The 25264-nt window shown below is 39.0% G+C and carries 18 protein-coding genes and 3 tRNA genes; 7 read left to right on the forward strand and 14 right to left on the reverse strand.

Annotated elements, in window-relative coordinates:
• Nucleotides 1–5: 5 nt before the first annotated feature.
• On the forward strand, nucleotides 6–761 hold the full coding sequence (gene xni, locus M1F17_RS15625; RefSeq protein WP_094961129.1) for a flap endonuclease Xni: 756 nt from the start codon (nucleotides 6–8) through the stop codon (nucleotides 759–761).
• A 59-nt stretch (nucleotides 762–820) separates the two neighbouring features.
• Here xni and rlmM read toward each other — a convergent pair whose 3' ends face one another.
• From rlmM to M1F17_RS15640, 3 genes are read right to left on the reverse strand one after another with little or no spacing between them, the layout of a single operon-like run.
• Nucleotides 821–1924 (reverse strand): 23S rRNA (cytidine(2498)-2'-O)-methyltransferase RlmM, encoded by a 1104-nt coding sequence (gene rlmM / locus M1F17_RS15630; protein WP_094961128.1) that lies wholly within the window; start codon nucleotides 1922–1924, stop codon nucleotides 821–823.
• Nucleotides 1917–2312 carry a DUF423 domain-containing protein gene (locus M1F17_RS15635; protein ID WP_004908716.1) on the reverse strand — a complete coding sequence of 132 codons (396 nt, stop codon included), beginning with the start codon at nucleotides 2310–2312 and terminating at the stop codon, nucleotides 1917–1919. The genes rlmM and M1F17_RS15635 overlap by 8 nt, the downstream gene beginning before the upstream one ends.
• 27 nt (nucleotides 2313–2339) lie before the next feature.
• On the reverse strand, nucleotides 2340–3281 hold the full coding sequence (locus M1F17_RS15640) for a transcriptional regulator GcvA (RefSeq protein ID WP_004257564.1): 942 nt from the start codon (nucleotides 3279–3281) through the stop codon (nucleotides 2340–2342).
• Nucleotides 3282–3980: 699 nt separating this feature from the next.
• Here M1F17_RS15640 and csdA point away from each other — a divergent pair.
• Both csdA and csdE read left to right on the forward strand, forming a co-directional pair.
• Nucleotides 3981–5186: a cysteine desulfurase CsdA gene (gene csdA, locus M1F17_RS15645; RefSeq protein ID WP_036957995.1), complete on the forward strand. Its 1206-nt coding sequence runs from the start codon at nucleotides 3981–3983 to the stop codon at nucleotides 5184–5186.
• 18 nt (nucleotides 5187–5204) lie between these two features.
• Entirely contained in the window at nucleotides 5205–5663 is a 459-nt protein-coding gene (gene csdE, locus M1F17_RS15650; protein WP_094961126.1) for a cysteine desulfurase sulfur acceptor subunit CsdE, read from the forward strand.
• A gap of 41 nt (nucleotides 5664–5704) precedes the next feature.
• On the opposite strand, the gene tcdA is transcribed toward csdE, so the two are convergent.
• The gene (gene tcdA / locus M1F17_RS15655; protein ID WP_004257579.1) at nucleotides 5705–6520 is read right to left on the reverse strand and encodes a tRNA cyclic N6-threonylcarbamoyladenosine(37) synthase TcdA; all 816 of its coding nucleotides are present in this window, start codon (nucleotides 6518–6520) and stop codon (nucleotides 5705–5707) included.
• Between the two features lie 30 nt (nucleotides 6521–6550).
• Nucleotides 6551–7672: a murein transglycosylase A gene (mltA, locus tag M1F17_RS15660; protein ID WP_318837056.1), complete on the reverse strand. Its 1122-nt coding sequence runs from the start codon at nucleotides 7670–7672 to the stop codon at nucleotides 6551–6553.
• Between the two features lie 232 nt (nucleotides 7673–7904).
• Here mltA and M1F17_RS15665 point away from each other — a divergent pair.
• The 3 genes from M1F17_RS15665 (at nucleotide 7905) to M1F17_RS15675 (ending at nucleotide 8214) form a co-directional block, all read left to right on the forward strand.
• Nucleotides 7905–7981 (forward strand) — tRNA-Met (locus M1F17_RS15665).
• A 61-nt stretch (nucleotides 7982–8042) separates the two neighbouring features.
• A tRNA-Met gene (locus M1F17_RS15670) sits at nucleotides 8043–8119 on the forward strand.
• 18 nt (nucleotides 8120–8137) lie between these two features.
• Nucleotides 8138–8214, forward strand: a tRNA-Met gene (locus tag M1F17_RS15675).
• Nucleotides 8215–8355: 141 nt separating this feature from the next.
• Here M1F17_RS15675 and amiC read toward each other — a convergent pair.
• A complete protein-coding gene (gene amiC, locus M1F17_RS15680; RefSeq protein ID WP_004257585.1) occupies nucleotides 8356–9606 on the reverse strand; it encodes an N-acetylmuramoyl-L-alanine amidase AmiC in 1251 nt (416 codons plus the stop codon).
• 362 nt (nucleotides 9607–9968) lie between these two features.
• Here amiC and argA point away from each other — a divergent pair, with 362 nt between their 5' ends.
• Nucleotides 9969–11312, forward strand: coding sequence for an amino-acid N-acetyltransferase (gene argA / locus M1F17_RS15685; RefSeq protein WP_036957996.1), 1344 nt, complete (start codon nucleotides 9969–9971; stop codon nucleotides 11310–11312).
• Between the two features lie 104 nt (nucleotides 11313–11416).
• Here argA and M1F17_RS15690 read toward each other — a convergent pair whose 3' ends face one another.
• Genes M1F17_RS15690 through M1F17_RS15725 form a run of 8 tightly spaced genes read right to left on the reverse strand, consistent with a single transcriptional unit; the run spans nucleotide 11417 to nucleotide 25187 of the window.
• Nucleotides 11417–11986, reverse strand: coding sequence for a hypothetical protein (locus M1F17_RS15690; protein ID WP_094961122.1), 570 nt, complete (start codon nucleotides 11984–11986; stop codon nucleotides 11417–11419).
• A 53-nt stretch (nucleotides 11987–12039) separates the two neighbouring features.
• The gene (gene recD, locus M1F17_RS15695) at nucleotides 12040–13887 is read right to left on the reverse strand and encodes an exodeoxyribonuclease V subunit alpha (protein WP_144139801.1); all 1848 of its coding nucleotides are present in this window, start codon (nucleotides 13885–13887) and stop codon (nucleotides 12040–12042) included.
• Nucleotides 13887–17495 (reverse strand): exodeoxyribonuclease V subunit beta, encoded by a 3609-nt coding sequence (recB, locus tag M1F17_RS15700; RefSeq protein WP_318837057.1) that lies wholly within the window; start codon nucleotides 17493–17495, stop codon nucleotides 13887–13889. The genes recD and recB overlap by 1 nt, the downstream gene beginning before the upstream one ends.
• Nucleotides 17492–20389: a pitrilysin gene (gene ptrA / locus M1F17_RS15705; RefSeq protein WP_094961119.1), complete on the reverse strand. Its 2898-nt coding sequence runs from the start codon at nucleotides 20387–20389 to the stop codon at nucleotides 17492–17494. The genes recB and ptrA overlap by 4 nt, the downstream gene beginning before the upstream one ends.
• A gap of 17 nt (nucleotides 20390–20406) precedes the next feature.
• Nucleotides 20407–23781 (reverse strand): exodeoxyribonuclease V subunit gamma, encoded by a 3375-nt coding sequence (gene recC / locus M1F17_RS15710; RefSeq protein ID WP_164455924.1) that lies wholly within the window; start codon nucleotides 23779–23781, stop codon nucleotides 20407–20409.
• Nucleotides 23759–24145: a prepilin-type N-terminal cleavage/methylation domain-containing protein gene (locus M1F17_RS15715; protein ID WP_164455926.1), complete on the reverse strand. Its 387-nt coding sequence runs from the start codon at nucleotides 24143–24145 to the stop codon at nucleotides 23759–23761. The genes recC and M1F17_RS15715 overlap by 23 nt, the downstream gene beginning before the upstream one ends.
• Nucleotides 24145–24585 carry a DUF2509 family protein gene (locus M1F17_RS15720; protein WP_094961116.1) on the reverse strand — a complete coding sequence of 147 codons (441 nt, stop codon included), beginning with the start codon at nucleotides 24583–24585 and terminating at the stop codon, nucleotides 24145–24147. Before M1F17_RS15720 ends, M1F17_RS15715 begins: the two co-directional genes overlap by 1 nt.
• Nucleotides 24582–25187 carry a prepilin peptidase-dependent protein gene (locus M1F17_RS15725; RefSeq protein WP_094961115.1) on the reverse strand — a complete coding sequence of 202 codons (606 nt, stop codon included), beginning with the start codon at nucleotides 25185–25187 and terminating at the stop codon, nucleotides 24582–24584. The genes M1F17_RS15720 and M1F17_RS15725 overlap by 4 nt, the downstream gene beginning before the upstream one ends.
• Between the last annotated feature and the right edge of the window lie 77 nt (nucleotides 25188–25264).

Below are 25264 nucleotides of genomic sequence, written 5' to 3' on the forward strand. Positions count from 1 at the left end.
TATTTATGATCCACTTATTAATTATTGATGCATTAAACTTAATACGCCGTATCCACGCGGTGCAAGGAAGCCCGTGTGGAGAAACTTGTTTATCTGCAATATCGCAGTTGATCGCCCATACTGATGCCACGCACATTGTTGCAGTGTTTGATGAAGAAGGACGTCACCAAAGCTGGCGCCATGAAAAACTCCCCGATTATAAAGCGGGGCGACAACCTATGCCTGAAGATCTGCATGCTGAACTCCCCACCCTAATAGCCTTATTTAAAGAAAAAGGGGTTCACTGCTGGCAGTCTGAAGGGGATGAAGCCGATGATTTAGCCGCTACCTTAGCAACACGCATTGCGGGATCGGGGCACACAGTTACCATCGTATCCACAGACAAAGGTTACTGCCAACTACTTTCCCCTAACTTAAGAATTCGCGATTATTTTCAAAAGCGCTGGCTAGATATCCCTTTTATCGAAAAGGAATTTGGCGTTTCTCCTAATCAACTTCCTGATTATTGGGGGCTTGCAGGGATCAGTAGTAGTAAAGTTCCCGGTGTTGCAGGGATTGGTCCTAAAAGTGCCACGACACTATTGCAACAATATCACTCTATTGAAAATATATTTGCCAATTTAGATAACCTTGAAGAGAAATGGCAGAAAAAGCTCATCAATCAGCAGGAAATTGCATTGATTTGCCGAGATATTGCGACTTTAAGAACCGATATCGCGATACGAGGGAATCTGAATCAGTTGCGTTATGCACCCAACTAATAGAAAACAGAAAAGCCACTTAATGATGAAGTGGCTTTTTTATTGACTGATTCTATAAATTAATAATACTCACGTGCCATTGGATTTGCCGACCATATCCTCATCACATGTACAGTTACTTCTTCGCGGTCATGATAAAGCTGTTTCGCTTGAATCAACACATTAACGCCTTGCTCTTTAAGCTGTGCTTTCATCTTTTCTAAGATATGTGAAACTTCTTCATAGCGCTTTTTCATCGGCAATTTTAAGTTAAAAATGGCCTCTCGGCACCAACCTTGAGCAAGCCAATCAGTCATTAGCGCAGCAACTTTAGCTGGTTTTTCAACCATATCGCAGACTAACCAAGTAATATTATGGGAAGTAGGCTTAAATTTAAAACCATCTTCACGGTGATGCTTAACTTGCCCTGTATCCATAAGGCTTTCCGCCATTGGACCGTTATCTACAGCATCCACCATCATACTGCGTTTCACTAATTGATAAGTCCATCCCCCTGGGCATGCTCCAAGATCGACAGCTTTCATCCCACTAGCTAGACGTTCTTCCCATTCTTCATAAGGAATGAAGACGTGGAAAGCTTCCTCAAGTTTTAAGGTTGAACGGCTCGGTGCATCTGATGGGAATTTTAACCTTGGGATCCCCATATAGAAATTTGAACTATTATTGGTATACGAATACCCGGTATAGCAGCAACCAGGGGCAATAAAGAACACATGAATAACGGGTCGCTTAAAGTTTTCGATTGGCAATAAGATTTTTTCTTTACGTAATGCATTACGTAAAGGTACCGTAAACTTGCGGCAAAACTTCAAGAGTTCTTTCGATTCATTGGTATCAGCAACTTCAACACGGAGATCTCCTGCCCGCACAACTTGCTGACTCAATGCATTTACAATCGGGGTAATACGGTCTTCAGGCGGTAAATCCTTAAGTAAATCCCCTATTACAATCATTTGACGAGCAAAAATTAATTCTCGAAAAGGCAACGTTCGTGCGAGTTTGTCCGCATCTTCTGCTTGGTAGCACTCAAAAATAACATAACCACTGTTTTCTTTTACGCGGGCAAAACCATAAATTTCTTTTTGCCCTGCTTTATCTGTAATTTCTGCTGCACATTCTTTTTCAAAGCCTGGACGGCAATATAGTGCAATTTTATTACTCATTGCGTGACGCCGATTTCCTTAGACGCATAGCGCCAATAACCACTAACAGCCAACCAATTAGGAAACATACACCACCTATTGGCGTAAAATAAGAGAAGTATTTTACCTGCAATAGTGCCATACAATAAAGGCTACCGCTAAAAAGAAGTATCCCAACAGAGAAAAACACACCTGACCAATAGAACCACAGAATTATTTTACGTAATAAAATTGCCCCTAGCACCATTAGTGCAACAGTATGCAACATTTGATAACGTAGCCCTATTTCAATCCAGTCCATTTGATGGACACTCATAATTGACGATAACGCATGTGAACCAATAGCTCCAAAAGCAACAGTAAAGAAGCCACTAATTCCTGCAAAAATTAACATCAAACGACTATTCACAGTAACACCTTTTATTTAAATACTTGATTACTGAATAAGCGCCACATCTTGGTCACCCGTAATAAAACCTAATTTTTCTTGTTCACTTGCCGCCTGCCCAAGAATCCATTGGCGAAATGCAGCTATTTTGCCTAAATCTGCCTGATTTTCTTGGCAAACTAAGTAGAATGCATTTTTACTAACTAACACCTCACTAAAGGGACAAACTAAGCGCCCTGCGTCAATTTCATTTTTAGCCATAACATTATTCGTCAGTGCAACTCCCTGACCATGAACAGCAGCTTGAATAACCATCGCACTATGACTAAAAATGGGACCTTGCTGTACATTAACGACATTTTGTAACTCTAGTTGCTTAACATATGCTTGCCAGTCTCTTCGTGAAGAATCGTGAAGTAACGTATGTTTTGCTAAATCTTCAGGAATTTTTAGTTGGCTATCTCCAGTTAATAAAGATGGTGAACATACCGGCATTAAATATTCAGCATAAAGCCTATCTGTTCTTAGCCCTGGCCAATTACCTTTACCGTAGAAAATAGCGACATCAACGTCATCTGCCAATTTATCTTCTTCTCTATCTACAGCTTGGATCCGCACATCAATTCCTGGATAGGCCTGGTTAAAGCCTGAAAGCCTTGGCACCAGCCACTGAATCGCAAAACTTGGGGATAAACTAACCGTTAATGCTCCTTTTGCACTTCTGGCTTGTAACTTACGCGTTGCCTCGTTTAAAGAAGAGAAAATCTCTTTAATATCAAGGTAATAACTTTGACCTTCTTCTGTCAATAACAATGATCGGTTGCGCCGACGGAATAATTTCAGCCCAAGGAAATCTTCCAAACTTTTCATTTGGTGGCTAACGGCCGCTTGAGTTACAAATAATTCTTCTGCTGCCTTAGTAAAACTTAAATGACGAGCAGCAGCATCAAAGACTCTCAGTGCATTTAGGGGCGGTAATCTTTTAGACATAATCACTTCTACTTGGCATCTTGTTATGCATTAGTTTTTTTCATCCGAAGCATTATAATTTGTCCCTTGAGGATACGCTAGTAAATACCTATAGTATGCACACTTCCTAAGCCGGAACGAAAAGTTACAGAGTTTAGTTACTTTGAAACTTTTGGCTTTGTGGTTGTGATGTTGTGTTTGCAAGTTGTCTGGTTGAACCAGACCTTTGTAGCTTTAGCTACTGTTTTTTCACTTCCTGTACATTTACCCTGTCTGTCCATAGTGATTTTATATAGTGCACCGCCAACGCGCGGTGCTTTTTTTTACTCTTTTTTTAATGCTATTTCGGTATTTACTTAAGCAATTTAACTTAATAAATACAAATAACTATAGATAATTGTAAGTGTACCGAAAAAACTTTCAGTAAGATATTTAAGATAAATCTTGAAAATTATTTACTAAGTACTTAAAAAAATAAATTTATAAACAAAAGGCATTGCATTGCAACGCAAAACACTGAATCATCTTGAAACCACATCTAGAAGAATTGCTAACAATTAATACCAAACGTAACAAAATATTTCAATGGCTAGATTAAAAAATGATAAGTTTAAATTAATCAGAAAGTAACTATAAATGTACTAATAAATGTACAATCAACTAATACCGCACTCAGTAAAATCAAAACACATTGAAATTTTGACTAAAAAGAAAATACTCATGGATCATTTTAGCGCCACCACATTTCGCCTCACCTTCCCAGCGATAGACTCATCAACACTATTTTTTGATAGTGCGGCAACAGCATTAAAGCCTATCGCCATGATCAATGCATCTAATGACTATTATCGCTTGTCTGGCAGTTCGGTATATCGAGGGCAGTCATCTGAATCATTGAAATTAACACGTGATTATGAGCAGGGGCGAATCCGTGCTGCAAAATATATTCATGCTTCCAGTGAAAAAAATATTATTTGGACACGCGGAACAACTGAGTCAATTAATTTAATTACACAAGGTTATTTTCGCTCAACATTAAAACCTGACGATGAAATTATTGTCAGTGAAATAGAACATCATTCAAATTTATTACCTTGGATTATGCTTTCACAGCAAACTGGCGCAAAAATTATAAAATGGCCGGTTGAAAAGAACCTGACATTGAGTCTTGATGTACTCCAATCTAAATTATCTGAAAAAACGAAAGTCATCGCTATCACTCAAATGTCCAATGTAACTGGCTATCAACCCGATATACAAACGGTGACTCAGCTCGCTCACCAAGTAGGAGCTTTAGTCGTTGTTGATGGCGCACAAGGTGTCGTTCATAGCCCGATTAATGTCAGTGAGCTGAATATTGATTTCTATGCATTTTCAGCACATAAGTTATATGGGCCAACTGGGCTTGGAGTTTGCTACGCCAAAACAGAACTTTTAGAGCAAATGACCCCTTGGCATGGTGGAGGGAAAATGTTGACCCACGTCACATTTGACGATTTCACTCTTGCACCTATTCCACAACGATTCGAAGCAGGAACACCGAATATTGCAGGGGTAATTGCCTTTTCTGCTACCCTAGAGTGGCTGGAAGGAATAAATTTAACACTAGCAGAAACATATACTTGCTCACTAATCGAATATGCTACTAAAAAACTGTCGGCACTTCCCGGCTTTATTCGCTATAGTGTGCCTGATTCTCCTTTGCTATCATTTAACTTCAAAGATATTCACCATAGTGATCTGGGTGCCCTCTTGACCGAACAAAATATTGCATTACGCTATGGTCAACATTGCACCCAACCATTAATGGATGCATTAAATATCAGTGGCTGCTTGCGTATCTCAATGATGCCGTACAACAACCGGGAAGACGTCGATAAATTTATCGATGCAGTCACCGTTTCACTTTCTATACTCAATGAATAAATCAATAAAGGAAGCCTAATGACTTCGACTAACCATGAACTTGCTCCGCACCCATTCGGTACAGAGATTAAAATTCAAGAAATAGTTGAACAGTTTTCCACACATAAAGCATGGGAAGATAAATACCGTTTATTAATTCAATTTGCGAGAAAATTGCCGGCGCTGTCTGATGATGAAAAGCTGCAAACTCAAGAGGTTAAAGGCTGTGAAAACCGAGTTTGGATTGGAGCACTTCTCAATGATGATGAAACATTTCATTTTTATGGGGATAGTGAAGGCCGAGTGGTGAAAGGGTTATTTACCATTTTGTTAGCGGCAATAGAGCAAAAAACAGCGAAAGAAATCATGGAAATTGATTTTAATAGCTTATTAGCTCAAACCGGCTTACCTAGCCAGCTCAGCGAATCCCGCCAAAATGGTATTCAATCGCTCATTACGGCAATTCAAAATATTGCCAATGAAATGACACCTGCGTAATTCATTGAATGAGGCTATCTATCGCAATAGCCTCATTCACTTTACTGCTGTTCCATTTCCCGTTGTGATTTTGCTATCATCTTTTTAAGTGCATGTGAGACAGCAATAAACCCAAAACTGGCTGTAACCATAGTCACCGCACCAAAGCCTGAAGCGCAGTCCATACGCTTAGAGCCATCCGCAGTGCTTTTTGCCGCACACACAGTGCCATCACTTTGCGGATAAACAAGCTGTTCAGTAGAAAAAACACAGTCAATCCCGAGCTTTCCTTTGCCATTTTTAACAACGTTAAAATCGGATTTTAAGCGTTCCCGCAACTTAGCGGCTAAAGGGTCTTGAACCGTTTTAGCTAGGTCTGTCACTTGAATCTGTGTTGGGTCGATTTGTCCACCAGCCCCACCTGTGGTGATAATGGGTATTTTAAAGCGTCTACAATACGCTAACAACGCAGCTTTAGGCCTTACACTATCAATGGCATCAATGACATAATCAAACCCCGTGCTAAGGTAGTGAGCGACATTATCAACAGTAATAAAATCATCAATAACATTCACTACACATTCGGGGTTAATTTCTAAAATACGATTTTTCATCACATCAACTTTTGGTTGCCCAACTGTCGACTTGATGGCATGTAATTGGCGATTGGTATTAGTCACACAAATATCATCCATATCAATTAATGTGATATGCCCAATACCTGAACGAGCAAGCGCCTCCGCGGCCCACACGCCTACCCCACCAATGCCAATGACACAAATGTGGGAACGTGCAAAAAGATGAAGAGCATGTTGCCCATATAAACGCCCGATCCCAGCAAAACGCTGCATCCAAGCATCAGAAAGCTTAGCTTGCATAATAACGAACAACCTCAGTTAAAACTGTAACTACATTGAACCAAATAGCGGCTGGCTTTTTTTCAGCACCCAAACTCGCCCGTAATGGTTATAAAAACCGGCCATTTTTCCGGCTTCATGGCCTATACCGTGGTAAATATCAAAATGATGCCCTTTAATCGCACCACCAACATCCAAGGCTACCATCATACGCATTTCGTACTGCCCCGTAAATTTCCCATTATTATCTAACACAGGGATCTCCGCGAGTAAGGCTGTTCCCGGTGGAATGAGGGTTTTATCTGATGCAACAGATGCTTTAGCAATTAAAGGAACCGCACTTGCGCCTCTAACGGGGACAAATGATTGCGGTTTAAAAAATACAAATGACAGATTTTCTTCTAATAGCTGGCGAACTTCTTGCTCGCTATGCTGATTCGTCCAATCATGGATAGCTTGTAATGACATTTGGCTCAGAGGAACTTCACCGCGGTCTACCAGCACTTTTCCGATACTTTTATAGGCGTGACCATTTTTACCTGCATAACCAAAGAAATTCAGTGGACTGCCATCCCCAAAATCAACATAACCACTTCCCTGAACTTCCATCATAAAATTTTCAACCGGCGAATTACTATAAGCTAAAATTAAATGATCACTCAGGGCACCATTATAAATTGCCGCTCGGCTAGGTAAGCGTGTTTTTCCTTTTGGCGGCATACCGTACAACGGATAACGAAATTCACCTTGAGCCATACGGCGCGCCTCGATCACAGGTGTGTAATACCCTGTAAATTGTACGTTTCCATAATTATCAGCGCCTTCCATTTGGAAAGCGGTTAAATTGAAATTTGCCAATTGAGCCGGGTTCCCCCCCGCCATCAACCAGTTTTCTATAGCATGATAGGTATCGTTGTTATTTTTAAACAATCGCGGTGATGCATTTTTAATTTCATTAACTTGTTGATTAAAATCTGGCGCATTTATTGGTCGCCCCTGTACATTCACTTGATTTACTTTCTGTAAATCTTGCACTAAGCGACCATCTTTATATTGTTGGCCTTTATCCGTTGGATGGGTTTGGCATCCAGCTAATAAGGAAAGAAATACGCTGGTTACTAACCATTTTTTTACTATTTGTTTATTGACGATTTTTGTTAGCCCTATATTCATGCTCTACCACCCAAATAAATCCAACAATCCAATATGAAGCGCACAATAGCAAACCCAATTAGGGAATGAAACGTGTAAATATATTTAGTTAGGTTATTTTCCTCTCTCTACTCACTAAAGAGCAAAAAACAGCCAGACAGAACAGATTTTGTTCTGTAAATGCTAAATTTTGAAAAAAAAACACGAAAAAACTTGCATCAGATCTCATCCCGAGTATAGTGCCCGCATCGGACGCGGGGTGGAGCAGCTTGGTAGCTCGTCGGGCTCATAACCCGAAGGTCGTTGGTTCAAATCCAGCCCCCGCAACCAATTACTGATTAAATCAGTAAAGTAACAAAAAATCTGCAGTATAAAGTCGTAAAAATTCAGTCGCGGGATGGAGCAGCATGGTAGCTCGTCGGGCTCATAACCCGAAGGTCGTTGGTTCAAATCCAGCTCCCGCAACCAATTTTTTACCTCTTCAGTCGCGGGGTGGAGCAGCATGGTAGCTCGTCGGGCTCATAACCCGAAGGTCGTTGGTTCAAATCCAGCCCCCGCAACCAATTCTTTCAAATATCCTTTCTAATTCAATTACCTTTTTAGTACCACTATAATAAATTCTATTTTTACCCATCGATAAAAACAAAAAAAGGCGACTCACACACGTTTATCACCTTTCTTTATTTTAATCTGATTTAAATTAATTAGTTGCGAATTGCTAATGCACCGCCATTACGGAAATAAGCTTTTACCCCTTCAAAAATGGATTCTGCCATTTGTTGTTGGAATTTAGCTGTTTTCAATTTCCGCTCTTCTTCTAAATTACTAATAAAAGCCGTTTCAACGAGAATTGATGGGATCTCTGGAGCCTTCAACACCGCGAACCCGGCTTGGTCAACTCTATTTTTATGCAACTTGTTAACTTTTCCCATCCGTTTTAGTACTTCATCACCAAATTTCAAACTGTCGTTAATCGTCGCTGTTTGCACGAGATCAAACATCGTATGGTCGAGATACACATCTCCACTTTTACTCACACCGCCCACTAAGTCCGCTTCGTTTTGTGTTTGTGCTAGGTAGCGAGCCGTATTACTGGTCGCACCTTTCGTTGATAGCGCAAAAACAGAAGAACCGCGGGCTGAACGGTTAGTAAATGCATCTGCATGAATTGAAACGAATAAATCAGCCTGCATTTTACGTGCTTTCGCCACTCGGACTTTTAACGGAATAAAGACATCTTCATTACGAGTCATATAGGAACGCATTTTAGGGTCTTTATCTATCAAAGCTTTTAAGCGCCGTGCAATCTGTAAAACCACATCTTTTTCACGTGTCTTATATTTGCCTATCGCACCAGGGTCTTCACCACCATGCCCTGGGTCGATCATAATAATAATGGGGCGATCCGTTCCTGCTTTTCCAGGCTTCTTCGCTTGAGCAGGCATGCTTTCCTCAAGATCACCTTTATTATAATCCTCAAGTAATGCCAATAGAGGATCATCATTGGTGTCAACACCTTTACCTGGATAAAAATCAAGAACTAAGCGGTGCTTAAATTCCGCAACAGGGGCCATCGAGAAGAATTGAGGACTAACTTTATTTTTAACTTCAAATACCAAGCGAACCGTTTTCGGATCAAATTGCCCAACTCTAACCAGTTTAAGGTAAGGATCACGTGTTTGAATTTGGGTTCCCATATCCTTTAATACATTATTTAACTGCACCCCTTCAAGATCGACCACAATACGCTCAGGGTTATTAAGCACAAACTGGCGGTACTTCAATGGAGTACTAGATTCCAATGTTACCCGGGTATAGCTGGATGCAGGCCAAATGCGCACAGCCACCACGCTGCTACTCGCAGAAAAACCGAATGGGCTAATGCTCAGTAACATAACTGCAGCTGCGCCCTGAATAAAACGACGCTTCGATGGGTTGTGATCTTGGTGACTCATCAATAATTCCGAACCTAGAACTGAAAAATAAAGTGATTTTAGGATAATTGCTAATAATTAGACTTGAAATACGCACTCTAACTAATCATTTGCACTCTGTCATTAAGAATATATCAAAGCATCTATAGAGTTACATTAATGAGTATAACCTAATCATACCGAGAGAAAATATTTGTGAGTGACTTTCTGTGTCAATTTTATGCAATTTAATTTTCGTAGAGTATATCTAGTTAAATTTAGAGATATGTAAACGATAAAAATAAAAATGTTACTTTTTTTATCCCATCTTTTACTTGATATTTCCCAACAAAAAGAATAAAAATACATTATTAACGAATAAAAATTCAATTAAGAGGGTTGTTATGAAAGAGCGCAGCACCGAGTTGGTTGATGAGTTTCGCCATTCGGTCCCTTATATAAACGCCCACCGCGGCAAAACATTCATTATTATGCTTGGTGGTGAAGCGATTGCGCATGAAAATTTTCCTAGCATTGTCAATGACATAGGATTATTGCATAGTTTAGGCATCCGAATTATTGTCGTTTATGGTGCTAGGCCTCAAATTGAGGATATCTTAGCTGAACACAAATATGATGCGGTTTATCATAAACATACTCGTGTAACAGATGCGAATACACTTGAATATGTAAAACAAGCTTCTGGAGCTTTACAATTAGATATCACGGCTCGGTTATCTATGAGCTTAGGTAATACCCCGCTTCAAGGCGCACATATTAATGTGGTTAGTGGTAATTTCGTTATTGCTCAACCTCTAGGGGTTGATGATGGCATTGATTATTGCCACAGCGGAAGAATCCGCCGTATTAATGAAGAAGCCATTAATAATCAGTTAGATAATGGTTCCATTGTGTTGATTGGGCCAGTTGCAGTCTCTGTCACAGGAGAAAGTTTTAATCTGACCTCTGAAGAAATTGCAACTCAATTAGCAGTAAAAATGAAAGCGGAAAAACTGATCGGTTTTTGCTCCTCACAAGGTGTAGTAGATAAAGAAGGCAATATTTTGTCTGAATTATTCCCAAATGAAGCAGAAAACCGTATTCAAGAGCTGGAATCTGAGGGCGATTACTACTCAGGAACCGTGCGTTTTCTACGTGGAGCCGCAAAAGCTTGTCGCCGGGGTGTCCGCCGTAGCCACCTATTGAGCTACCAAGAAAATGGTTCTTTAATTCAAGAATTATTCTCTCGCGATGGTATTGGTACCCAAATAGTCATGGAAAGCGCGGAACAAATCCGCCGTGCAAACATTAATGATATTGGTGGAATATTAGAACTTATTCGCCCATTAGAGCAGCAAGGGATTTTAGTTAGACGTTCACGTGAGCAATTAGAAATGGAAATTGATAAATTTACCATTATTGAACGTGATAACTTAGTCATCGCTTGCGCGGCGCTTTACCCTTACCCAGAAGAAAAATTAGGTGAAATGGCATGTGTCGCTGTTCATCCTGATTACCGTAGTTCATCTAGGGGAGAGGAGTTACTGCACCGTATTGCCGTACAAGCAAAACAATTTGGTTTAGACAAGCTATTTGTACTAACAACTCGTAGCATCCATTGGTTTCAAGAGCGTGGTTTTACCCCCGCGGAGATTGAGATGTTACCAATGAAAAAACAGGCTTTATATAACTACCAGCGCCGCTCTAAGATATTGATTTTAGATTTAAAAAACCAAGCTGATAAGTAAATATTAGAATATTCAAAATGATTGCTATTTAGTCAATTACTTTAACCCCAAACTATACAAGGATGCATAGTTTGGGCTATGGCTTTAACACAAATGAATAGCCACTAAGCTATCTGAATAACCCTTGCTTTCTCACACAAAGGAATGGAGTCTAAATGCGGTTGTATTGCAGCTTTCATCTCAGCGAAAGAAGTACCATAAAAATAAAATGCCGTTTCTGTCGGGCCATCCCAGACCCCATGAATACTCCCAATATCTTCCACTGCTTCATCTAGAGTATCGAATACTTCATTGATATCCCCATTTTCATAAACGTCATCAGCGAGCTCTGTCCCGTTGAAATAAATAGCCATACCTTCATCTGAGCCAAAATCGATTCGAACATCTTCGCCATGAATGAATAAACGAGAGCCCTTTGGAGCTAACATTGAAGAAAAAAGTTGAATAATTAAACTGATATTTTCGTCACTAGCTTCTTCAAGTGCTATTTCTATATCGCATTCTTGCGCTTCGCCATTATCACTTAATAATGTTCCACCACCTGTAACATGGATATTTTTACCCATGCTTTTCATGACTTCATTAAATGCATCTTCTAAATCACCACGCCTAATCGGTTCAAGTCTTGCATTTAATGTTACTGTAATTGCCGTCATTGCTTGCTGGTTATCCATCTCATTACCTTTACTTTTGGGTTAAATATTCACGTAACTTACATATAAACTAGTCACATTAATTGGGTCGCTAAACCACTTCGCCGCTTGGTTGGTGTTTCAACTGCTCGACGTAATACCTTTGGGCTGCCATAAAGAGATAGCTCTTTTTTAGCTCGAGTTATCGCCGTATACACAAGCTCACGGGTCATTACGGGAGAATATACATTTGGTAAAACTAATGCGGTATGAGCAAACTCCGAACCTTGTGATTTATGAACGGTCATTGCATAAGCTGTTTCATGTTGTGGAAGTCGGTTAGGTTGTACCCCACGAATAGTCCCATCTGGAAATTGAAAATAGGCTCTCAGTGCATTTTCTTCATCCGGTAAAATGATGCCTATATCCCCATTAAAGAGTCCTAATGGACTGTCATTACGGCTAATCATAATTGGCCGGCCTGCATAGTGTTTATTCAATAAATTATATGGACGGTTTATTATCCCTTGCCTATGAAATAATTTTTCCAATTTATCGTTAAGGCCAATGACGCCAAAAGGGCCTTCTCGCAGAGCTGTTAGTACCCGATATTGGTTAAATTTTTTCAAAACTTGCTCAGGATCTTCTTTATTTTTAACCGCTAGTAGATATTCCTTATAATTTTCAGCGGCATCTAATAAAATTTTCGCGTAATCATCTGCGGTTTCTTGAATATAATTATGTACATCTGGCCGCTGCTGATTTAGTAACTGTTGAACTCTAGAAACATTACCTTCATTTACAGCAAAAGCGAGTTGGCCAATCCCTGAATCTGCCGAAAAACGGTAGCTTTTACGCAGTAAACATAGGCTATCACGAATAACTGGGCCGTTTGGTGATGCATAAGATTCAACAGAATGCCCTGTTAACTCCAAAAGTTGAGACGCTCTTTCTGCACTATAACCGTTATCAGCAAACTGACAAATATCCCCTAATACTGCACCTGCCTCGACTGAGGCTAATTGGTCTTTATCACCTAGAAATATTAACTTTGCATTTTCAGGTAATGACTCAAGTAATTTGCTCATCATGGGTAAATCTACCATTGAGGCTTCATCAATAATCAATACATCAAGAGATAAACGATTATCTCGGTTATAGCGAAACTGCTGGCTCTCAGGTTGAGCCCCTAGTAAACGGTGCAATGTTTTTGCATGATTAGGCAAAACAGCACGTTCTTCATCGGTTAAAGGCATTTTTTTCATCGCCTCTCCGAGGGACTCCGTCAACCTAGCTGCAGCCTTACCGGTTGGAGCCGCCAACTCTATTCTAATTTTATGGTGATACTTAGTTTCAAGTTTAATTAATGCAGCAAGGATACGTGCAACTGTTGTGGTTTTTCCTGTTCCTGGCCCCCCTGATATAATTGACACCTTACTCGTTACAGCAACTGCTGCTGCAACTTTTTGCCAATCTATATCATCAGTAATGGGAAATAAGCTGTCTAGTACATTCTTAATTTGAACATTATTTTGCTTATCTATTAATGTATTAGAGAAAAATTTCGCAACATACTGCTCATATTGCCACATCCGTTGAAAATATAGATATTCCCCTGAAAGCACCAAAGGAGAGATTTTGTTTTCTGTTGATAATGACACTGCATTTGCTTGTCTGAGCGTTTGATAGAGCTCTTGCTCACTCGGCTCTCCCATTTTTTGCCAAAACGCAGTTGCTAACTCTGGGTGCCTTCCCGCAAACAATTTGTCGGGGTCAACATCCGCCAGTGCTAGGCAAACGTGCCCAGCCATAGTTTCTGCGCTAAGGAGTGCTGCAATCATAAGTACTATAGGACACTTATCATCAGAAATGCTGTAAGCAAATTGCACATCTAGAGGTGTAAAGATATGCTTCTCAATAGCTTGATTAAATAGGGATTTCATTAAGTTGCTTCCCCTTGCTGAACATTTTTAAATAAGCTATCTAACGCTTCAATAAAAGGCTCTATAGGGCGATAAAAGAAAATGCCGTTACTTGAGTGAATATTATCTATGCCTCGTAAAAATAAATAATAAACGCCACCAAAATGAGTTTCATAATCATAATTAGGCATTCTTTGCTTGAGGTAACGATGTAACGCTAACGAATATAGTTGATATTGCAAATCATAGCGGTGGTCTATCATCGCTTCAGCCATGGCTTCTTGGGTATAAAAACTGGCATCTTTCCCTAAATAATTTGATTTATAATCAAGAAGATAAAATTTGCCTTTCCAGTAAAAGGTGAGGTCAATAAACCCCTTTAAAATACCTTGAACTCTCTCAAAATTTAGCGGAGGACAACGTTGTGATAATGGGTCATATTGGTGCGTTATCTTATCTAAATGACTGGCACTCAATAGGGAATCAATAGGGAGATAAAACTGCATTTCATCCAATTGGTCTTGAGCCTGTAATGCAGATAAACATAACCCGTCTTCTGATAGTGGTGCCTGTACAATTGCATTCAGCCATTCTTGCAGCATCGGCGCCCACTGTATGTCAAACCCTGAAGATTCAAGTTTTTCAGACAACCATTCTTGAGAAACATGCCCACTAAAATCAATCTCCTCCATCAAGGTATGCAAAAATGTTCCCGGTGATGCACCTTTAGGAAATTGATGAGGAGTTAGGATAAGAGACTCGTCATCCTGTTGCTCCACATCAACACTAGCCTCAATATCCATATTAGGGGCTAATGAATTAGCAAATTGCAATGCTGAAACTGATTCTTCTGATTCAGTATGGCTTGAACCGTAACTTAACCCAGAATAGCTGGTAACACGCCAATGGTCATTAAAATGACGAGTCACTGCTCTTGCCGATAAGTTTACGCTATCATTTTGTTCTAACAATACGCGTTCCGACTTAGGCTGATTAATCACTGCAACATCAATAACGTCATTGCTAATTTCAGCCAGCATATCATTCAGTAGTAGGCTATCTCCTGCTTGCCCTTTTTGGATGACGTAACCCAGCGCAGATAAGTGTAAATCGGTTTCACCACTTTTTTTTCTGTTACCTTTAATTAATGGTGCAATACCGACACTACAGTGATAGATAGCCCTTGTGAGTGCTACATATAATAAGCGTAGGTCTTCTGCTAGACGCTCTTCATCAGCTAGAGCAACATTTTCTTCACTATCGTTTAAATCTAGCCGTACTGCATAATCCGTTCTATCGTGATATAAACCTTTAGATTGGGGTAGAAAATTGCTCGCAAAAGGCAACCAAACAATCTTATATTCAAGGCCCTTAGATTTATGTATGGTACTGATCTGCACCAAATGTTTATCACTTTCAAGACGCATTTGTTGTACGTCAGATTGATGATCAGGATGGGCAATTTGTTGCGCTAGCCAACGTGTTAGTGTGTGCTCACCTTCAAGCTGTAATGACATTTCTTGTAACAGCTCACCAATATGCATCACATCCATTAAGCGACGCTCTCCATCAGCACCTGATAACAACGTTTCTGCAATTTGCCTCTGCGCCATGACCATTCTAAGCATGGGGAGCACGCCTCGTTTTTGCCACACCATGCCATAACGAGCAAATTCATCTACAATTTTTTCCCACGATTTTTCATCATGGTTTAGGTCATCAATTTGTTTAGCGGTTAAACCCAATATTCCTGTCGCCAATGCACTGCGTAAAACACGTTCTTTTTCTGGTGTTAAAACTGCCTGTAGTAACCACAGTAAATCTCTCGCTTCTGGTGTTGAAAATACACTTTCCCGATTAGATTGAAACACAGAAGGGATATTTAACCGATTTAAAGCATCACGAATCAATACAGCTTCACGTCGGCTACGAACCAACACAGTAATATCAGAAGCTTCTACAGGAGTATGTGCTCCTTTATTGTCAAAATAGCTACTACCCTGAAACCCGCCTTGTAAATATTGTGCGATTTGCGCTGCACATTGTGAAGCTGTTGCCTGTTCATATTCAGCAACTGAGACACCTTCTGCTTCCACTTGCCAAAATGTAAGTGCTTTGACCACTTCGCCATCATGAATAAGTTTTTTACCGCTATTTTGCTTAGCGAAATTAACGGGTTGAAAAGGAATTTGCTCAAAAATAAATGGTGACTGACAGTGGCCAAATAAGTGATTAATAGCTTCAACCATATTTTGCGATGAACGATAGTTAGTCTCTAATGTGTAGTGAGCACTAACTTCATTTTTTGCTTCGATATAGGTGAAAATATCTGCGCCCCGAAAAGCATATATAGCTTGTTTAGGGTCGCCGATGAAAAGTAATGCGCTGTCATTAACTTCCCGATAAATTCTTTGAAAAATACGGTATTGCTGTGCATCTGTATCTTGAAACTCATCTATCATCGCAACAGGAAAGCGTTGACTAATAGCTTGAGCTAAAAATTTCCCACTTTCTTGAGCAAGAGCACCGTCTAAACGGGTCAATAAATCATCAAACCCCATTTCACCACGATTATGTTTTTCATTAGTAATCGCTTCCCTCACCTCTGAAATGGCCAGTGGAATAACCAGATCTTTTAGAGTTAATGATTGAGAAAGTAGCTCATCTATACTTTGGAAAACAATATGTTCTGGCCCTAAGCCACTTTTTGATTTTTTATGTAATACCGTTTGTGAGAAACGTTCAAGATCTTTAGGAAGCTGATAATCTTCTGTTTTTTCTTGAGCCCATTCGCCTATTTTTATCAGCCATGTAGGTAGAAAACGAGTACTATAACTTCGTTTATCCACATCTGAATCAGCGATAAGCTTCTCAAAATCCGCTGAGTTTTCTAACCAGGCCGTTTTAACTGACTCAATTAACAAGATTAGCCGCTGATGCCGTTCTTCTAGAGTTTCTACTTGTTTCGGTTGGTTAATAATTAAAGGAATGTCACCCTGCAAGAAAGGTTTAATCTCCGAAAGTAATGCTTCAGGACTAGCCCACAGTGACTGAATGACTTTCGTCATGGAGTAATTCAGAGGATAAAAATGGCGGCGCCAAAAGTCTGCACAAGCTTGTTTTTGAATCGGAAATTCATCTTGAATCATTGTTTGTTCGAACAATACTCCCGACTCAAATGCATTATGAACTAGCATTCTTTGGCAAAAACCATGGATAGTATATATGGCGGCTTCATCCATTTGCCTTTCCGCTGCCTGCAACCATTGCGCAGCGAATTTTCTTTGGGATTCCCCCGAAAGCTCAGCTAATAATTCAAGATACTCAGGTTGCGACTCGAAACCAACGCCATTTCTTAAGCAAACTAAGCGCATATCATGAATACGTTGACGAATACGTCCCCGTAACTCATTCGTCGCAGCCTCAGTAAATGTTACAACTAAAATTTCTTCAACACTTAACGGCCTAGGAAACGCATTAACGCCTCCCAGACCTAATAAAAGCCGCAGATAAAGTATACCAATTGTATATGTTTTACCCGTTCCTGCAGATGCTTCAATTAACCGCTGCCCACGCAGAGGTAAGGAAAAAACATTCAGTAATTGGGACTCTACCTGCACTTTATTCACTCAGCATCTTCCTTTATTGGTAAAATCTTTTGCAACTGAGAAGCTGTTGGGTAAAGCACCCAATCTTTCAGATGAGCATACCCTACTTTAGTATCAACTCCTTGGCCTATAACTTGGGAGCTTACTGCTAACCCCTTGTGCTTTATAACTGCATTTTCATAATACTCAATGACTTGTTCTTTCGTTGCTGTCCCTAAAGTTGCAATAACTTTTTCACGAGTATCAAAACTGAAAATATTTCTAGAAAAATCAGATGAATAACGGCCTACTTCCTCATAGAACGTTTGAGGTGGTTGATTCATCTCCGTGATAATGGATTGTTTATATTGATTAAATTCATCTATCGGCAGCTTTTTCAGTTTCTCTAATGCTTGAAGATAGAATTGTTGGTAACGAGTATTCAAGTAACTCGGTGTTTTGGCATTACTTTGAATTAAAAAGCCCATTCCCCACTGATCCCCCAGCCCTGCTTTAAAAGCAAATACTGCGTAACCCAGTTGCTCATTGGTTCTTAATTGGTCATAAAACCAAGGCTGAATTACCTTAGAAAGAATACCTGATAATACTGCGCCATCAATGCGGCTATAACCGTCTGGAATAAAGATTTCAGCAAGTGCATTATCTGAGCTATTCCCCTGTTTATGAAAATCTGCTAGGTAATTTTTGTCGATAACTACAATATCACCACGCCACCAATTGGTACCTTCGCTCTTTAATAATTGCTGTGCATCTTTAATAGTTTTAATGCTTTGCGACTCAGTCATATTACCAAAGACCAGCGCTTGTAATGCTGCACTCTTAACTATCATTTCACGGTAATTAGTGATGTCTTGCAATGAAATTTTATCTAGCTCGGCTAAACGCTGTTCTTGCTCAAAATAAGGTACACTATTAATACGCTGAAGCGGCTGCATGGCTAGTTCATAAGCTTTCGCATTATTAGCAACTTCAATTTGCTCTTTATACCAAGATTTTGCTTGAGCTAATTCTTGTTCCGTTGGCTCAAAATTCAGGTATAGCTTCGTCATGGATAAAAAGAGTTCAGGTAAATGTTGGGTGTAACCACTGGCATTTAATTGCAGACCAATTCCCTGAGAAACAGAGACAGACATACCAGCTACAGATGCCTGATATTGCAGTTCATCCATTTTCAATGAAGCGATATATTGTAATAAAGAGCCCGTTACTTGTTGCTTAGCATCTTTATCACCTTGGTTAGAACGTAATGATAAAGTGATACTCGCCTTTGGCTCATCTGCAAAATATTGACTTGGCATATATAACACTCGTGTATTGCCATCTTGATAGATGAATTCGGGGTGTTTATAAGCCTTATCAGTTTTAATTAGTGATAAATTATCAGCAATATAAGGGTTTAAAGCAGGCAATTTAAAATTCATTTTAGATTCTAAACTTGCCCAGGTTTTAAATTGTTTTGCTGTGATTTTATTGACCTGATACGGTGCATCGACAAAATAGGCTTTTTTGTTATTCGGTTCATTTGGACTAATAAACCAAATCCTCGCCTCTTGCGCGGTGAGCTCTGATAAACGCTGTTTAATCGCTTCAGGCTCATACTTATCTGCAATGTAATCTGAATCAAGAACATGATTAACAGGAACATCAATCATTTGGTCTGATAGCCATTCAATGTAGTTCATATCCCTGACAATTGAACCATAACGGAATGATAAATTAAGAACTTTTGCTATTTCATCAAAGTAACTTTTATTGACCCCATCATTTTTAATTAACTCAAGATAAGAAAAGATAGCTGCAATAATTTCGTCTCTTTTTTGTAACCCTTTATCAGTCAATGTCACATAAATAGAGAATGAACCATAGTTTCTATCTAAATTTGGAGTGGCAGAGGCACTGATACCTTCAGCAAGCCCTTGCGATATTAACCAATCAGCCAATGTTCCGGGGCTTCTATTACCAATTAAGTAACTAATATAGTTGTCACTTTTACTACGAAAATCTGCCATATTATTTTTAATACTGAATTCAATTTGTATGGCTTTTTGCGGTTGAGCTGGCACATAATGAATAATAATGCCTTTTTCATTATCCGTTACTGCTGGGATATTAACAGCGGGAACACTTGCGTTAAAATTAGGTATACGCCCAAATGTTTCCTGTGCAATATTCGCTAATGATTCGATAGATTGGTCGCCGTAAAGCACTGCATTCATTAGGTTTGCAGAATAATACTGCTTATAAAAACCCACAAGCTCATCTTGTAGTTTGCTATTAGGTTTATCTTTCAGAGTCTCTAAATTCCCCCCCGAAAAACGTGAGTTCGGGTGTAATGGGTTCAATGTTTCAGAACGTACTTGCCATATACGCATCCCGTCACGAGAACGTGCCATTGTAAGTTCTGCATTAACTGCATTACGTTCTCTGTCTGCATTAATCGGGTCTAAAAGTGGCTCAGCTAATGCATCTGCAAGCCTATCCGTCGCTTCTTTTAATGCACCATTTTCAACTTCAAAGTAATAAGCAGTACGATGAGAAGCGGTACTTGCATTATGGCTACCACCGTGTTTTTGCAAAAATTCAGAGAAACTACTTGGCTCTGGGTACTTTTTGGAACCCATTAAAACCATATGCTCTAAATAATGAGCCAGCCCTAATTGGCTATTTGGGTTTTCAATACTACCAACAGGTATCGATACCGCAGCCAATGATTTTGTTGCTTTGGCATCTGATACCAATAAAACCGTCATATCATTACTAAGTTTGATGGCTTTATATTCCCTAGGGTCTCTTTCACTTTTATTTACTGTTTCAGGCAAAACTTGCCAAAGTGGTTGCGCTGCTATTGCTTGACCACCGAAAAAAATTATCAGTAATAAAAATAGATGAGCGATATTTTTGGATAAATATTGCATCCTTTGTTGCTCTCCTGTCATTTCAAGTATTTTGTCATCGGTAATAAAAACCGTTGAGTGTTTGATAACAAAGATTTAATCATCGCATCATCAATGCTTCTACAAGTTCTTGACACATAATCGTCTTCCATCTCACCTTTTTGCATCTGACTTCCTTGTAAGCTTTGGAGCAAAGCAGATAATGCTTTTTGTTGAATTTCTTCACTCGAAAAATCGTACTGTTTTGTCTTTTTATCAAAGCAAGCTTTAACCCAACTCCAACCACTTTGAGAAAGAAGAATTAACGGGGAATTAAACCCTTCACAATATCCTACGACTAAATCTTGTAGATAAACCAATGCATCTTCTTTGCTAATAGCAGCAAACTGCCAAATACTATTATCTCTTCCTAGTGCAAGGCTTTCCCCTTCACCAATTTGCGAGTTAAATAGCAAATGTTCCACCCATAGCTGTACCCCATCATTAGCAGTTAAGTAAGCCGGGCGATATCGTACCATTCCTGTTTCATGAATATTTTTCAGTAAACCAGTAATTTTTATCCCATTTAACTGAAAATCTAATGGATAATCAAATAGCTGCATATCATATTCTTTAACTTTTTCAGCTAATGGCGATATCTCGTTCAACTGCTGTTCCCAAAAAAGTTGACCAAATTGCCTAGCAGGCAGCTGACCCGATGCTTTTAAAGCAGAATAAAAAGGCTCAATGTTCTTATCTTTGACAAGTAAATCTAAAATTTGATCATTAATTTTATATCGTTGTAATCTACCTAAGTTAAATGGCTCTTCTTCTGGCAGTTCGGTTTCTTCAATAGAAAAATGGACTTTCAAACGCTGTTGAAAAAATGCCCTGATAGGGTGACGATAAAATCGTAATAATTGTTCTAAAGAAATTTCAGTAATGGGCTCTCGAGTTTCAAGTATTGAACAAAATGGTTCATCAACTTTATTTGTTGTTTTTGCGGCAGGTAACCACTCACTCGCAAAACTCTGATAAGGCGTTTCAGGCAAGAAATTTTCTTTTGCGAATGGGACTCTATTATGCTGGATGACCAGATGCTCACTTAATCGTTTAGCGCTTTCATCAATAGTCAAAGTTTCATCACCAACTAAACAAAAGCTTTGGCAAATATAATCAATTAATTCAGTAACTAATACCGATGGATTACAAGGCTGATTATCACGAATAGAAAGCCCAATATAACTAACATAAAGTTGTTTAGATGCTGAATTTAATGCTTCTAAAAATAGGTATCTATCATCGTCCCGGCGTTTTCGGTCTCCACGAACAGGTTTTTCCGCCATCAAGTCAAATCCTAATGGTGGTATATTTCGTGGATAAGCACCATCATTCATACCCAGTAAGCAGACAACTTTAAATGGTACTGAACGCATTGGCATCAGAGTGCAAAAATTAACGGCTCCAGCCAAGAAACGTTGACTAATTTTTTCATCATCAAAGCGAACTGAAAGTTCATCACGAATTAAACGCAATGGAACTTGTTCTTCATATCCTGAAATTATCGCATTATCAATGATTTGATGCCACTGTTCTGTTAATAGTGCGAGAACAAGTTCAGTTTCCCCATCAACCATAAAGTAGCTATCAAGTAGTTGCTGACAAAGTTCTTTCCACTCTTCAAGTAGGCGTTCTTGTGCTAATAAAGAGCGCCATTCTCTTAGTGTATTAATTAATAGCGCTAATTTCCCGGCAAGCTGGGCGGCTAAGCCACTGCACTCATCATAAGGTAAAATACCATTCCACGGGCCATTTCTGCTATCCATTGCATAGCCAAGCAACATTCTACTTAAGCCAAATTCCCATGTATTTTGCCCTATCACTGGTAAAGCAAAAGAACGTACATTATCGTCATCAAGCCCCCAGCGGATCCCTGATTCATTAACCCAGCGGCGTAATAAACTTAACTCGCTTTCATCAATACCAAAACGTTGAGAAAAAGCAGAAACTTCAAGTAGGCTAAGAACTTGCTCCGTTGAAAAACGACTCTGAGGTAAGTCGAGTAGCATAATAAATGCTTGTAAAATTGGGTGAGCTTGCAGTGCTTTTCTATCTGAAATTGAAAATGGGATATAACGAGTTGATGCCGTATTACCAAAAACAGCCTGAATATAGGGTGCATAGCTGTCAATATCGGCCACCATGACTATCACATCACGCGGTGTTAGCGATGAATCTTGCTCAAAGAGAGAAAGCAAATGATCTTGTAATACTTCAACTTCCCGCTGTGCACTATGACATAAATGGAATGTTATCGAATCATCTAGCTCATTGATTGGTCGTTTACCAATACTCGTTTCATAATTTTCTAATGTTGTCCCTAATTGAGCATAGTTTTCGAGATCTAAAATATCCTGCTGAACATTCTCTAATAAATTGGCTCGTTCAGTATCAACATAGGCCGAAATTTCATTCGCATTATCGATTTGAGAAATAAAGTATAGGTTGTCTCTACCTAACCTTCCCCACGAGGCGAGTAGTGGATTTGCGATATCCTGTTCGCCATTTTCATTAAATAAATTAGGAATATGCTCTTCGAGTTTAAAGCGTGAAATTTCATGTTTATCAAGATAATGACGAAGTTTCCTTTGCTGCAACCTAGCTAAAAACGACGCACTTTGAATGTCCCCCCAATAATAGCGACATGGGTTAGTGAACATTAAATGAACATCTGTATGTTCTGCTATTGCATTGATAGCTTGTAGATAAACAGGTGGAAGAGATGAGATACCGCAAATAAAAATACGCTTTGGCAGCAATTTTCCTAAATCAGGGTTCAATGATAATGTATCAATAAAATGTTGATATAAATTAGCTCGATGCCAAGGTGGCTGTTTTAGTTCATTTGAATATTCAACAAGGCACTGCCATAGACGTTTTTGCCATAGTTGATTTTCACTTAGCCCCTCTATTAGTTCATTTTTTTGCCATACTCCAACCCATTGTGGGCGATAAACCAAATATTGGTCAAATAAATCAGCAATCCTACCAGCAAGCTGATGAAGTTTACGTTTATCTGTATCTTCTTGAAGATAATGCTTTAAAGGTTCAAATTCTTCCTCATTAATGACAGTTGGCAATATTGTCATTAGTTTCCATGTCATAGCTTGCTTGGTATAAGCGCTTTCTTTTGGAATATCCGGTAAGACTCGCCTAAACATGTCCCAAATGAACGTTGCTGGTAAGGGATAGCTAATATTTGCAGCAATACCAAACTGCTTAGCAAGTTCGATTTGCAGCCATTGTGACATTCCAGGGCTTTGTACTAAAATTATTTCTTGCTCAAAAGGGTGAGAAAGTGGTTCATTTTTCATTAAATGAGTCATTAGATCTTTTAATAAATCTAATTGATTAGAATGATACACTTGGAACATAGTACTCTCCTGTTGAGCAATACCAACGGCTTAATGAAAATGGCTGTTTTTTTATCGTTAACGATACCATTAACTCAGTACAGTTATCGGCTCGCGGTAAGCGAGTTGTTTGTATTTTCCACTCAGGGTAACGCAAATTTGGATCTATGGAAGAATTTTTCTCCTCTGATATTGGTTCCCCTAACATTGAGCTTTTCTCTAATGTACTATGTAACACTCTAATGGCCGAAGAATTCATATACAATTTATTAAAATTCAATATGATATATTGCGAATAGTTTACCAAAGCTACCAGTGAAATAGCAAAAATAACCACGCCAATCATTGCCTCTACTAATGCAAATCCTTGCTGCTTTGTTTTCATTAGCAAAATCCTTTTTTTATCACTGGGCAATAATCTAACCACCCTTTTTTACGAGAGAAAAACTGTTGCTTATTTGCATCCCATACTACCCATCGATAAACTTTAATATCATTCCCTAAGCGATAATGACTTTGCCCCGACAGCACGAAATCCGCCCCTTTGTAATGTTTTAAGCAACTTTTCCATTGTTGATTTTCCTCTTTCTGGCAAACCCAACGCTTTAATCCTCTATATTGACTATCCCAATGTAATGTTCCCCCCCAAGCAAGAGCTGACTCTGCTTTATTAAAAGCATCGAAATATTTAATTTCCTTATGCAACTCATCCCGAGCTCGTTCTTGGAAAAAATGCACCGATTTAATCAATAATGTGCCTATTGTGATAAAAATAATAACCATAAGTAGAGAAACGTTTCCCTGTTGTTGCTCTATATTCTTCATAGATTTCTAACTAAGACCGCTATTCGGTAATTAAATGTTTGATTAGGTAATAACTCTGTTTTAAGGCTTATTTCCATTTCAAGTAATTGGGTATTTTCCCGCCAATCAAATGCTAATTTTTTAACTTTGATTAACTTCTCATCAAATAATGATTGCCAACGAGTCCCATCACAATTTCGGACATTTCGATTGGACTCTAATTTTTCATTATTTAACCGATAACCAAAATAATCAGAATCTTTAGATTTGGATTTAATATCTTCCCACTTACCCGATAAATCTTGGTCATAAGCAAAAATAATGCACGAGTTATTCCCTTTGCTTAAAAATTTTGATGTGATTTTTAAAGGTTCTTCACCACAATTTAGGCTACTACAGTAACCTATCCTTCTAAAATCTTTTTCCATATTTATCAATGTTTGCCTTATATCCTTATCTATTTGGTATTGAATGTAAGTTCGATAGGTTTGTTTAAATAATGTAGGAATAGCACTCATCGCTGATACACAAACAATGCTACTGATAGCCATTGCCATTAATATTTCAATAAGTGTAAATCCCTGCTGTTTTTTTAATTTATCGTTATTTAAGGGGTTCAACATTTAGGTACCCCTGTCATTTTTTTATGACTACAGCTTCTAATACGGCCTAATGAAGAAATATAAATTGTGATTTGCTG

Source organism: Providencia sp. PROV073, from assembly GCF_033688125.1.
In the GTDB taxonomy this organism is placed as follows: Bacteria; Pseudomonadota; Gammaproteobacteria; order Enterobacterales; family Enterobacteriaceae; genus Providencia; species Providencia hangzhouensis.